We start from the raw sequence: 13235 nt of genomic DNA, 5'->3' as shown, positions 1-13235 counted from the left end.
TTTATAATGAGCGTGCGCGACCCGGATGTCACCCGGAAGAGATCAATAATGGACAAGAAAAGGAAAATAGCCTGGCGGGAGAACATCCCCTCAAGCGAGGGGATGGTCGCGAATTAACGCATTTCGACGCGAACGCGCTCGAGATCTTCAGGGGTATCCACTCCGGTGCCGGGCACTTCCCGGGCGACCGCAACGTGAATTTTTTCGCCGTACCACAGCACGCGAAGCTGTTCGAGCATTTCGATATGCTCAAGCGGGCTTGGTGCCCAGGCAACGTAGCGACGAATAAACCCTGCGCGGTAGCCGTAAATGCCAATATGGCGCAGGAAGGTGTCGCCAATCGTCTCTTTCGATTGCGCGAAACGATCGCGATCCCACGGAATGGTGGCGCGGGAGAAATAGAGCGCGTAGCCCTCTGCGTCCATGACCACTTTCACCGCATTTGGATTAAACGCCTCTTCAGCGTGGTGGATCGGCACCGCGAGGGTAGCCATGCCGACCTGACGCTGAGCCAGGTTTTCGGCCACCTGACGGATGATCGCCGCCGGGATCGTCGGCTCATCACCCTGCACGTTCACAATCACCGTCTCGTCGCTAAAGCCGCACTTCTCGACGACTTCCGCCAGACGCTCGGTACCCGATTGATGGTCGGCGCGGGTCATGCATACTTCCCCCCCCGCGGCCTCAACCGCGCGCGCGACGTCCGGGTGATCGGTCGCAACGATAACGCGCCCGGCCCCTGACTCACGCGCCCGTTCAAGGACGTGCACGATCATCGGTTTGCCGTTAATATCCACCAGCGGTTTACCTGGCAGGCGCGTTGAGGCATAACGCGCAGGAATAATGACAACAAAACTCATGGCTTGCTCTCTTCTGCCACCAGGGAACGGGCTTCGTTTTCCAGCAGGACCGGAATACCGTCACGCAGCGGGAACGCCAGGCTGTCCAGTTTGCAAATCAGCTCTTGTTTATCCTGGCTGTAATACAGTTTGCCGTTGCACACCGGGCAGGCAATAATTTCAAGTAAACGGTGATCCATAGTTCCTCCGTATGGGTAATCGCTAAAGCTTATCACATTCCCTTTTCAGAGGGTGTCTGTTTCCCAGCCGCCCAGGCAGGTTGTAAACAGCCCTGCGGGCACGCGGCCCAGCGTAATTTCACCTGCCCCCTGCCAGCGCGCAAATTCACTGAGAGCGGTCGTTAACCCTTTTTCCAGGCCAGCCGTGACCTTTACGCCCTCTTCAAGCCAGAGCGCGATAATCTCCAGAATGCCGGCTTTACGGTGCATTTTGGCATCCATGCGCCCGACAAGCTGCCCTTTGTGCAGCAGCGGCAAAACAAAATAGCCATACTGCCGCCTGGGCGCCGGGGTATAACATTCGAGACGGTAGCTAAAACCAAACAGCTGCTCGGCGCGCTTTCTGTCCCAGACAACCGGGTCAAACGGCGACAGCACGGCACTGTGGGTCGCCTGTAGTTTGCCCTCAAGCGCCTGCGGCAGCAGCGGGACGACATCCGCGTGTAGCCACATTTCACCTAACGTATCTACCGACACCGGAATAACGCGCTGCTCCTGATGCCACTGTTCCAGCAACGGTTTTAACGCCGGCTGGCGCAGGCGATAGTAATCCGCCAGCCATTGCGGGCGAAATATCCCCAGGCTGCGGGCGCTGTTTTCAAGCATAACGGCTTCGGCTGCTTCCTGAGTAAGCAGGTCGCGAGCATCGTCCCAGTGCGGCATAACGCGGTGCGTGAGGTCATAGACGCGCTGAAAGTTGCGGCGCCCGACAACCATCACCTTGCCCGCCGTAAACAGCCCTTCCAGATGACGCTTGTGCGGCTTCCACTCCCACCAGCCACCGGCTCCTTTTCGCGGGTGTTCAAAATCCGCGGAGCGTACCGGGCCGTTTTCCTGAATATGGGCAATCAGCTGCTCAATTTCAGCCGCGTGTTCCGCCATCCAATCCTGCCGGTATTTCCAGCCCATGCTGTCCGGGGCGAGCATTCGGTGACGCACCAGCGCAAAATCGCTGCGCGGCAGAAAGCAGGCTTCGTGCGCCCAGTACTCCATCAGTTCGCCCTGGCTCAGCGCATTATCCAGCCATTGCGGTGGGTAGTTTCCCAGGCGGCTGAACAGAACCAGATACGGGCTGCGCGCCACGATGTTAATGGTGTCGATTTGCAGCAACGACATGCGCTGCACGGTAGAGAGGATATCCGCTGGACGCGCGCGGCGGCGGGGCTTTCGCAAAAGCCCCTGCGCGGCAAGATGCAGGTTACGTGCGGCTGCAAGTGAAAGTTGCGGTAGAGACATGCGTTTTCCTGTCAGTCAAGGCGCCACCGGAACCGCGTTGAAGTTACTGCACTAACGCGAGCAGTTCCTTGAGCAATTGTTCCGGCTGCTCGCCGCTGAGTTCGGCGTCAACCGGCAGGTACCACCAGTTTGCTTTCGCAAAGGCCCGGCATTTTACCGCGTCTTTTTCCGTCATGATCAGCGTCTGCCCGGGCGCGGTCAGCCCTTCGATCGCTTCGGCAACTAACGCCTGGTGATCGGCCAGCGGTACCCGCTTTTCAGGCCGGGCACCGCACTGCTCAAGCGTCGCGAAGAAACGCGGCGGATGGCCAATTCCGGCCATCGCTACCAGATGATCCAGCTGCGCGACGTCTCTGCGTTCGCCGCTCAGCATATTCACCGCCTGTCCGGGGCGAAGACGCATAGGGATTTCGCCCGCTCTGGCTTCGCCACCGTTAACAATCACGGCATCTACTGTTTTCAGGCGCGACGCCCGCTCACGCATAGGCCCGGCTGGCAGCCACCAGCCGTTGCCAAAACGACGAACGCCGTCAATGACCACTATCTCTTTATCACGCGCCAGCGCGTAATGCTGTAAGCCATCATCGGTGATAACGATCTGTACTTTGTGCTCCGCAAGCAGTGCTTTAACCGCATCGCTGCGCACCGGCGAGACCGCAACCGGCACGCCTGTACGCTGGTAGATAAGCACCGGCTCATCGCCGGCTTCGGCGGTAGTCGTCTCAGGCGTCAGCAGCAGTGGATACTGCGCCGCCTTGCCACCGTAACCGCGGGAGACCACGCCCGGACGAATACCGCGCTTCTGGAGTTGCTCCACCAGCCAGATCGCAACCGGGGTTTTGCCGTTTCCGCCTGCCGTCAGGTTACCCACCACCACCACCGGCACCGGCGCGCGCCAGGCGCGCCTGATCCCGAGGCGGTAAAGCAGGCGAATACCCCCGCTCACTAGGCCATACAGCCAGGAGAGCGGGAGGAGCAGCACCCACAGAGGAGATTCACCCGACCAGATGCGTGCAATCATTGACCGAACTGCATTTTATGAAGCTGGGCGTAAACACCGCGCTGTTCCAGCAGATCCATATGGCTGCCGCGCTCAACGATGACGCCGTCTTCCACCACCACGATTTCATCAGCCTGCTCAATGGTAGACAGACGGTGCGCGATAACCAGCGAGGTACGGTTTTTCTGAAGTTCATCCAGCGCCGACTGAATAGCGCGTTCAGATTCGGTATCCAGCGCGGACGTCGCTTCATCAAGGATCAGGATGGGGCTGTTGCGCAGGAGCGCACGGGCAATCGCGATACGCTGACGCTGACCACCGGAAAGCAGTACCCCGTTTTCACCAATGATGGTATCCAGACCATTATCCATCTTGTTGATGAAGTCCATCGCATAGGCCATACGCGCCGCATTCTCAATCTCTTCGCGGCTGTACTCTTCGGTACGGGCATAAGCAATATTATTCGCGACCGTATCGTTAAACAGATGCACATTCTGCGATACCAGCGCGACCTGGTTACGCAGCGACTGTAGGGTATATTCCCGCAGGTCGTGACCATCGAGCAGGATCTCGCCCTGATCGATATCGTAGAAACGGGTAATCAGGCTGGCAATCGTCGATTTGCCCGAACCGGAACGGCCGACCAGCGCAACGGTTTTACCCGCCGGAATCGACAGGCTAATATCGCGCAGCGCCGCCACTTCGCGGCCTGGATAAGTAAAGGTCACGTTGCGGAACTCAACGTCGCCTTTTGCGCGCTCAATCACGCGTGTCCCTTCATCTTTTTCCTGCTCGGAATCGAGAATGCTGAACAGCGTCTGGCAGGCCGCCATCCCGCGCTGGAACTGGGCGTTGACGTTGGTCAGCGATTTCAGCGGACGCATCAGCGCAATCATGGACGAGAACACAACGGTGATGGTACCCGCGGTCAGGGTCTCCATAACGCTTGGGAAACTCGCGGCATACAGAACAAAGGCCAGTGCCAGAGAGGCGATCAGCTGAATAATGGGATCGGAAATCGACGAGGCCGATACCATTTTCATCCCCTGCAGGCGCATTTTGTTGCTGACCTTGTCAAAGCGTTTGGTTTCGACTTCCTGACCGCCGAAAATCAGCACTTCTTTATGGCCTTTCAGCATCTGCTCGGCGCTGGTGGTAACCTGCCCCATCGTGTTCTGCATATTTTTACTGATGCTGCGAAAACGTTTGGACACCACGCGGATCGCGATGGAGACTATTGGTGCCAGCACAATAAGGATGAGCGACAGCTGCCAGCTGTAGTAGAACATCATCGCAAACAGACCGATGATGGATGCGCCTTCACGCACCACGGTAATCAGCGCGCTGGACGACGACGATGCAACCTGCTCGGAATCGTAGGTAATACGAGACAGCAGCGTACCGGTTGACTGTTTGTCGAAGAAAGAGACCGGCATCCCCATCATATGGCTGAACAACCGGCGGCGCATGGTCATCACCACTTTACCGGATACCCAGGAGATGCAGTAGCTTGATACATAGCTGGAGATACCGCGTAAGATCATCAGCCCAATAACCACCAGCGGCATCCATAGCAGCACTGAACGATCCGTTTTACCAAAACCGTCATCCAGTAACGGTTTGAGAAGCGATAACATAAACGTATCGCTGGCCGCGTTGAGGACTAACGCTACGCCCGCCACGAACAAGCCTGCTTTGAAAGGAGCAATCATCGGCCAGAGCCGGCGGAACGTTTGCCACGTGGAGAGATCTTTGTCGTTATGCATTCAAAAAACCAGCATTTGTTGAAATAGCCGCATATTCTACCCGTTATCTACGGGCGCGCCAAACCACTGATGATACCAACGCGGTAAATTGTGCTCGCGTAAGCGGCGAATTTGCCTGCCGTGGTGCGAAAACGTTACGGATATTTGCCCGGACTGCGGGGTATCCAGCCAGAGATAACCCTCCTTTCGATAGCGCCGAAGCACCTTCACCGACGGGAAACGCCACGCGTTATAGCGGGCCATGGAGGCCAGCGAAACCGCCCCCTCCACGCGCTGAACCAGCGGCGCTGAGGACGAGGTGTTGCTCCCATGATGCGGCACCTGAATCAGTGTAGACGCAAGCTGACGCCAGCGGTGGCTCAGCATCGCCAGTTCCGCCTGCGCTTCAATATCGCCGGTCAGTAAAACACTCTGCTCGCCGTCATCAATTTTTACCACGCAGGAGCGGTTGTTGCCTTTAGCGGCGGTGTTTTGCGGCGGCCAGTGCACGGTGAAGGATAATCCCTGCCACTGCCATCGCTGCCCGCGAAAACAGGGAAGATGCCCGGCCCAGAATAAGGGACTCCTGACCCACATTGCAGGCCAGGCCGTTCGTAGCGATGCCAGCCCTCCCGCGTGATCGAGGTGCTCATGGCTCAGGATAACCCCTTCCGGCCTCAGATGATGCCAGCGTAGCCAGGGGATAATCAGCTGCTGCGCGCTGTCGCCACCGGGCCATGCCGGACCGGTATCATACAGAATGGCCTTCCCGTTACGCTCAACGACCATTGCCAGCCCCTGCCCCACGTCGAGCATATGCAGCGTCCAGCCGTCGGTTTTTGCCCTGTGCCAGAGCGGAAAGGAAAGCACGATACCGCCTGCCAGAAATACCGCAGGCGCTGTTCGCCAGGCGCGGAATCGCCAGCCAACTATCGCAAGCCATGGCAGCAACGTGAGGTACTGCCAGCGTTCATCAACGTCCTGCCAGCCATACGGTAGGCGCTTCAGCAGCCAGAAAAGCCCTGCCAGAGACTTATCCGCTGCCAGCCACACGACATTTTCCAGCCCGACCATCGGCAGGAGATGCAGCAGCATACCGAACAGGATAAGCGGAACAGAGATAAAGGTGACCAGCGGAACCGCAAACAGATTCGCCACCAGCGATGAGAGGCTGAAGCCATGGAAAATGAGTACCTGAAGCGGTAACAACAGCAGCAGCATCCCGACCTGAAGATACAAAAGCGTAGCCAGAGGCCGTATGCGGCGGTCACGCAGCGGTTGCGGGAGTGGCAACCACTGATACCAGAAAATCAGCGCGGCTACCGCAAATGCCGACAACGCGAGGCTCTGCGACAGCACCGCCAGCGGATCGAAAATAAGGATTGCCGCCACGCAGGCAAGCCACACCTGCCAGGGTGACCACTGGCGACCGCTCATTCGTAACGCAGCCAGAACCGTAAGTGCCACAACCGTGCGCAGCGCCGGCGGCTGTAAGCCCGTTAACCACGCGTAAAACGCGGCAAAGCACAGTCCTGCCAGCAAGGGGACTGGCCAGCGGATCCAGTGGCCCGGCAGGAAAAACTGAATGCCCCGCACCAGTAACCAGACTACGGAGGCCGCCAGGGCAATATGCAGTCCCGAGATTGCCATGAGGTGCATCGTCCCCGTCTCACGCATCAGATTTTTTATCTCCAGTGATACCGACAGGCGCTCCCCCATTCCCAGCCCCAGGATCACGGGGCCCCACTGATACGGCGAAAGTGTAGCCTGTAGCGATCCCAGATAGCGCGCACGCAGGCTACAGCGCGCGTCAACGATCTCCGCATGGGTAAATCGTCCGCTCAGCGTCTGGTGCCGGGCAAAGGCATTTTTCTGCGAATCATAGCCGCCGTCGTTGAGTTCACCGTGTACCGCCCTTAGCCGCAGGGTCATCGCCCAGCGCTGCCCCACGCAGACGCGCTGTGGCAAATAGTTACCATACAGCGCCACTCCCGTTGCACCCCAGATACGCCTACCATTGAGGCTGACAATTTTCCCCTGGTGCATCGTTGCGCCGTCCGTTGCCGTTATCACCACCTCTGCCTGCTGCGGCCCTTTTGTTAAATGGTTCATCGGCCATACGCCCTGGTGTGCCGCCAGCATACCCCAGCAAAAAAAGAGCAACCCTAAGCCTGAAAACGTTAGCCATTTTCTCTGCGGCACGGCCAACGCAACGCCTGCGGCAATCATCATCCAGATAGTGGGCAAACCTGGCAAAGCGGGTAGCCAGTAGAGCGGAATTATGGCCAGAATGGCGCAAATACTGATGACGTGGATCCCCATTTTCACCTCCCTGTTAAAGGCGAGTATGCGGCGAAACTGGCGCGTCGTCAGACGGAAAAGGCGTGGTTTACGGCGGGCGCTGCAGCGCTTTTAGGCGTTTGCAGAAAACTAAGGAAGATAGTGCGGCGGAGATTCAGAAATGAAGGGATGGGTACAAAAAAAGCACCCTAAGGTGCTTTCTTTAAACTCAGTTAAACCCTGCGGGCTAAACTCAGTTACCGTAAATATTGGCGCGGTCGCGCAGTTCTTTACCCGGCTTAAAGTGCGGAACATACTTACCTTCCAGCTCCACTTTATCGCCAGTCTTCGGGTTACGCCCGGTGCGTGGTGCACGATAGTGCAGAGAAAAACTACCGAAACCGCGGATTTCAATGCGCTCGCCCTGGGCAAGAGTGGTGGCCATATGCTCCAGCATCTCTTTAACGGCATCTTCCACAGCCTTAGCAGGGATATGCGGTTGCTGACTGGCAAGTCTTTCAATCAATTCTGACTTGGTCATGATTCCTCCGGTTCCTTTCAAACCAATTAGCTGAACAGCTCATTAAACAAGGGCGGCCGTAGCCGCCCTTTGTTATTGATTACAGGACGAATCCTGCAATCTGTCAAGTCTGCTCTCCATCCTTCACGCTGTAAATGCGTTACAGCTCAAATGATGGTACAAACCTGAACTTACTCGCCTTTAGCTGCTTTGAAAGCTTCAGCCATTGCGTTGTTAGAGAAGTTTGCATCTTCCTGTTTGTTCACAGTTGCGATTGCATCTTTCTCATCAGCTTCGTCTTTAGCACGAACAGACAGGCTGATTGCACGGTTCTTACGGTCAACGCCGGTGAACTTAGCTTCAACGTCGTCGCCAACGCTCAGAACCAGAGTTGCATCTTCAACGCGGTCACGTGAAGCTTCGGAAGCGCGCAGGTAACCTTCAACGCCGTCAGCCAGTTCTACGGTTGCGCCTTTCGCGTCAACTGCAGTCACTTTACCGTTTACGATTGCGCCTTTCTTGTTCAGTGCAACCCAGTTGTTGAACGGATCTTCTGCGAGCTGTTTAACGCCCAGGGAGATACGCTCACGCTCTGCGTCAACCTGCAGAACAACTGCTGCGATTTCGTCGCCTTTTTTGTATTCACGTACTGCTTCTTCGCCTGCAACGTTCCAGGAGATGTCAGACAGGTGAACCAGGCCATCGATGCCGCCGTCCAGGCCGATGAAGATACCGAAGTCAGTGATAGACTTGATTTTACCTTCAACACGGTCGCCCTTGTTGTGGGTTTCCGCGAACTGCTGCCATGGGTTGTTTTTGCACTGCTTCAGGCCCAGGGAGATACGACGACGTTCTTCGTCGATATCCAGAACCATCACTTCCACCACATCACCAACGTTAACAACTTTGGATGGGTGGATGTTTTTGTTGGTCCAGTCCATTTCGGAAACGTGCACCAGGCCTTCAACGCCTTCTTCGATTTCAACGAAGCAGCCGTAGTCAGTCAGGTTAGTAACGCGACCAGTCAGTTTAGTACCTTCTGGGTAACGCTTAGCGATAGCTACCCATGGATCTTCGCCCAGCTGTTTCAGGCCGAGGGATACACGAGTACGCTCGCGGTCGAACTTCAGCACTTTAACAGTGATTTCGTCGCCCACGTTCACGATTTCGCTTGGGTGCTTAACGCGTTTCCACGCCATGTCGGTGATGTGCAGCAGGCCATCAACGCCGCCCAGGTCAACGAATGCGCCGTAGTCAGTGAGGTTCTTAACGATACCTTTGACTTCCATGCCTTCCTGCAGGTTTTCCAGCAGCTGATCGCGTTCTGCGCTGTTTTCGGATTCGATAACGGCACGACGGGAAACAACAACGTTGTTACGCTTCTGGTCCAGCTTGATTACTTTGAACTCAAGCTCTTTGCCTTCGAGGTGCAGGGTGTCACGGACTGGACGAACGTCTACCAGTGAACCTGGCAGGAACGCACGAATACCATTCAGCTCAACAGTGAAGCCACCTTTAACTTTGCCGTTGATAACACCGACCACAGTTTCAGCTTCTTCGTAAGCTTTCTCCAGCGTGATCCATGCTTCGTGACGTTTAGCTTTCTCACGAGACAGCAGGGTTTCGCCGAAGCCGTCTTCTACTGCGTCCAGAGCAACGTCAACTTCGTCACCAACCTGGATTTCCAGCTCGCCCTGGGCGTTTTTGAACTGCTCAGCCGGGATGGCAGACTCAGATTTCAGACCGGCGTCAACCAGTACTACGTCTTTGTCGATAGCAACAACAACACCACGAACGATGGAACCCGGACGGGTTTCGATTTCTTTTAAGGATTCTTCAAACAGTTGAGCAAAAGATTCAGTCATGTTTAATCTTCAGGTTAATATTAACGTCCACCTGGCTCCGTGCCGGATGGGGTTGTTTCACATACCCGCCGTCAATCCATTGCAGCGGGGGTACTGCTAAATCGGTCGCAATTACGCGAGTGCCAGTTTTTGGCGCGCATATTGTAGCGCTTTTTCAATCACTTGCTCAATAGTTAAACTGGTTGAATCCAGCACTAATGCATCTTCTGCAGGAACAAGTGGAGCGACGGCGCGGTTACGATCGCGGTCATCGCGCTCTTTTATCTCGGATAAAAGGCGATCAAAGTTAACACTAAACCCCTTTTCCTGCAACTGAAGCATGCGGCGTTGAGCACGTTCTTCCGAAGAGGCGTCAAGGAAAATTTTCACTGGCGCATCAGGGAATACCACGGTTCCCATGTCGCGTCCGTCGGCGATAAGCCCGGGGGCTTCACGAAAACCGCGCTGACGACGTAACAGCGCCTCGCGAACGCGTGGGAATGCCGCGACCTGAGAGGCCGCGTTAGCCACTTCCTGCGTACGGATTTCACCGCTGACATCTTCCCCTTCCAGGATCACTTCGAGGTTGCCATCGGTAGAGACAAAGCGCACATCCAGATGCGCGGCCAGCGGCACCAGCGCTTCTTCAGAGGCAACATCCACATGATGATGCAGCGCAGCCAGAGCCAGCACGCGATAGATTGCTCCCGAATCTAAAAGATGCCATTGCAATGCTTCCGCCATCGCTTTGCACAGAGTACCTTTCCCTGCGCCACTTGGCCCATCAATGGTGATTACCGGGGCAACTGCCGTCATCTTTTTCTCCTTAATTAAGGCATACCGTTAACATGAACGCCGCGCATTATACGCGCCAACGTGCGCAACTGTTACCTTTGCGTGTAAATTCCGGAATGATTGAAGCAGAGTGTAGAAGAAATGGACGAAGATGACCGTCAGAAAGCGTAAGGAAATGCCGCATCGGGCGATGCGGCAGGTATGCATCAGGCAAGCGTGCTAATGCGCGCCAGCTGTTCGAAGTAGTCCGGGAAGGTTTTCGCCGTGCACTTCGGGTCAAGAATAGTGACTGGCGTATCTGAAAGCGCCACCAGCGAGAAACACATCGCCATACGGTGATCGTTGTAGGTGCCAATTTCCGCAAACTGGAGTTTCGCCGGCGGCGTGACGCGAATGTAGTCTTCGCCCTCTTCCACTTCGGCACCCACTTTACGCAGCTCGGTGGCCATCGCGAACAGGCGGTCGGTCTCTTTTACGCGCCAGTTATAGATGTTACGCAGCGTCGTGGTGCCTTTCGCAAACAGCGCTGCGGTGGCGATGGTCATTGCCGCATCAGGAATATGGTTCATGTCCATGTCGATGGCGTTCAGCTCGCCGCGCGTACAGGAGATGAAGTCATCGCCCCAGGTAACAACCGCGCCCATTTTTTCCAGCACGTCAGCAAAATGGATATCGCCCTGCACGCTGTTGCGGCCAATGCCGGTCACCCTGACGGTGCCGCCTTTGATCGCGCCCGCAGCCAGGAAGTAAGAAGCCGACGACGCGTCGCCTTCTACAAGATAGTTGCCCGGAGACTGATACTGCTGCGCTCCGCGCACCACAAAGCGCTGATAAGACTGGTTTTCCACCTCAACACCAAAGGTTTTCATCAGGTGCAGCGTGATATCAATGTACGGCTTAGAGACCAGGTCGCCTTTAATGCTAATGACGGTATCCTGTGGTGCCAGCGGTGCGGTCATCAGCAGTGCCGTCAGGAACTGGCTGGAGACGCTACCGTCCACCTCAACATTACCGCCAGTGAAACCACCGCGCAGACGCAGTGGCGGGTAGTTTTCCTGCTCAAGATAATCAATTTGCGCGCCGCCCTGACGCAGGGCATCCACCAGATGGCCGATCGGGCGCTCTTTCATGCGCGGCTCGCCGGTCAGCACAATATCGTTGCTTCCCAGGCACAAGGCCGCCGCCAGCGGGCGCATTGCCGTACCGGCATTCCCCAGGAATAGCTCCAGCGCCTCAGCAGAACGTAACGCACCGCCGTTACCGGTGACTTCACAACGGGTACGATCCTCAGACAGCGTGTAATGAACTCCCAACGCTTTCAGCGCATTAAGCATATGGCGCACGTCATCGCTGTCCAGCAGGTTGGTAAGGACAGTGGTGCCGTTTGCCAGAGCTGCCAGCAGCAGAGCGCGGTTCGAGACACTTTTTGAACCAGGCAGATTAATGGTGCCATCTACCCGCGCGATAGGTTGTAACGTCAGGGATTCCATGAAACTCAACTCTCAACTCAACATAATAAAAACCCCGCAGCAAAACTGCGGGGGTGAAAAAAACAGCCAGTTAACCGTGACGACGCTCGAAGTCGATCATGAAATCAGTCAGGGCCTTAACGCCTTCCAGCGGCATAGCGTTATAGATAGAGGCACGCATACCGCCCACTACACGGTGACCTTTCAGCGCGTGCAGGCCCGCGGCGAAAGACTCTTCCAGGAACACGCTGTCCAGGTTACTGTCCGCCAGCTGGAACGGCACGTTCATACGTGAACGGTTAGCTTTGGCCACGTCGTTACGGTAGAAATCGCTCTTGTCGATCGCGCCGTACAGCAGTTCGGCTTTCTGCTGATTAATCTTGTCCATCTCCGCCACGCCGCCTTTTTGCTTCAGCCATTTGAAGACCAGGCCGGAAAGATACCAGGCAAACGTGGGCGGGGTGTTGAACATAGAGTCGTTATCGTTCAGGACGGTGTAGTCCAGAATCGACGGGCAGGACTTATGGGCTTTGCCCAACAGGTCTTCACGCACGATGACGATGGTCAGGCCCGCGGGGCCGATATTTTTCTGCGCACCCGCGTAGATCACACCGTAGCGGCTGACGTCCAGCGGCGTGGACAGAATGGTGGAGGAGAAGTCCGCGGTCACAACCACGTTTTCGCCAAAGTCTGGCTCTTCGTGAATGGCGATGCCGTCAATGGTTTCGTTCGGGCAGTAGTGAAGATACGCCGCGTTGTCAGAAAGCTGCCATTCGCTCATCGGCTTCACGGCGCGCAGCCCGTCAACGGTCACTTTGGCATCGATGACGTTCGGCGTGCAGTATTTGTGCGCTTCTTTTACCGCACTGGCTGCCCAGTAGCCGGCATCAACGTAGTCAGCGGTGGTTTTGTCGCCCAGCAGGTTGAGCGGGATGCCCGCAAACTGACCGCGTCCACCGCCGTGACAGAACAATACTTTGTAGTTCGAGGGAATGTTCAGCAGATCGCGAAAATCCTTTTCTGCCTCTTCCGCCACCTGGATAAACGCTTTACCACGGTGGCTGATTTCCATCACCGACGTACCCAGACCGTTCCAGTCACAAAGTTCCTGTTGAGCCTGTTTAAGGACGTCTGCCGGTAACATTGCCGGACCTGAACTGAAATTAAAGACTTGAGCCATTTCCCCTCACCACGCTAAATGCCATAAGTTATAACTGTGGATATCGGTTTTATCATTCAGTGACACGCGCCGCAATGTCTAAAACTTA

The 13235-nt window shown here is 56.0% G+C and carries 11 protein-coding genes; all 11 read right to left on the bottom strand.

From position 1 onward, the window contains the following. Positions 1-113 precede the first annotated feature (113 nt). Positions 114-860, bottom strand: a complete 747-nt coding sequence (gene kdsB / locus OWK27_RS15530) for a 3-deoxy-manno-octulosonate cytidylyltransferase (RefSeq protein ID WP_148421040.1) — start codon at positions 858-860, stop codon at positions 114-116. Beyond that, complete coding sequence (gene ycaR / locus OWK27_RS15525) at positions 857-1039, bottom strand: protein YcaR (RefSeq protein ID WP_006174474.1); 183 nt, start codon at positions 1037-1039, stop codon at positions 857-859. The genes kdsB and ycaR overlap by 4 nt, the downstream gene beginning before the upstream one ends. Positions 1040-1084: 45 nt before the next feature. Then, positions 1085-2314, bottom strand: coding sequence for a winged helix-turn-helix domain-containing protein (locus tag OWK27_RS15520; RefSeq protein WP_267590717.1), 1230 nt, complete (start codon positions 2312-2314; stop codon positions 1085-1087). 43 nt (positions 2315-2357) lie between these two features. After that, a complete protein-coding gene (gene lpxK / locus OWK27_RS15515; protein WP_267590716.1) occupies positions 2358-3335 on the bottom strand; it encodes a tetraacyldisaccharide 4'-kinase in 978 nt (325 codons plus the stop codon). Then, positions 3332-5080: a lipid A ABC transporter ATP-binding protein/permease MsbA gene (gene msbA / locus OWK27_RS15510; RefSeq protein ID WP_176610724.1), complete on the bottom strand. Its 1749-nt coding sequence runs from the start codon at positions 5078-5080 to the stop codon at positions 3332-3334. The genes lpxK and msbA overlap by 4 nt, the downstream gene beginning before the upstream one ends. Positions 5081-5116: 36 nt before the next feature. Then, positions 5117-7381 (bottom strand): ComEC family protein, encoded by a 2265-nt coding sequence (locus OWK27_RS15505; RefSeq protein ID WP_267590715.1) that lies wholly within the window; start codon positions 7379-7381, stop codon positions 5117-5119. Between the two features lie 211 nt (positions 7382-7592). Continuing rightward, positions 7593-7880: an integration host factor subunit beta gene (gene ihfB / locus OWK27_RS15500; RefSeq protein ID WP_003858233.1), complete on the bottom strand. Its 288-nt coding sequence runs from the start codon at positions 7878-7880 to the stop codon at positions 7593-7595. A gap of 170 nt (positions 7881-8050) precedes the next feature. After that, complete coding sequence (gene rpsA / locus OWK27_RS15495) at positions 8051-9724, bottom strand: 30S ribosomal protein S1 (protein WP_003858235.1); 1674 nt, start codon at positions 9722-9724, stop codon at positions 8051-8053. A 111-nt stretch (positions 9725-9835) separates the two neighbouring features. Then, entirely contained in the window at positions 9836-10519 is a 684-nt protein-coding gene (gene cmk, locus OWK27_RS15490) for a (d)CMP kinase (protein WP_152084089.1), read from the bottom strand. 185 nt (positions 10520-10704) lie between these two features. Next, positions 10705-11988, bottom strand: a complete 1284-nt coding sequence (gene aroA / locus OWK27_RS15485) for a 3-phosphoshikimate 1-carboxyvinyltransferase (RefSeq protein ID WP_267590714.1) — start codon at positions 11986-11988, stop codon at positions 10705-10707. A gap of 70 nt (positions 11989-12058) precedes the next feature. Then, complete coding sequence (gene serC, locus OWK27_RS15480; protein ID WP_148421052.1) at positions 12059-13147, bottom strand: 3-phosphoserine/phosphohydroxythreonine transaminase; 1089 nt, start codon at positions 13145-13147, stop codon at positions 12059-12061. Between the last annotated feature and the right edge of the window lie 88 nt (positions 13148-13235).

Source organism: Enterobacter cloacae complex sp. 2022EL-00788 (genome assembly GCF_026627565.1).
GTDB lineage: Bacteria > Pseudomonadota > Gammaproteobacteria > Enterobacterales > Enterobacteriaceae > Enterobacter > Enterobacter pasteurii.
The sequence above is the reverse complement of the archived record's forward strand: the minus strand, read 5'-3'. Positions and strand labels throughout refer to the sequence as shown.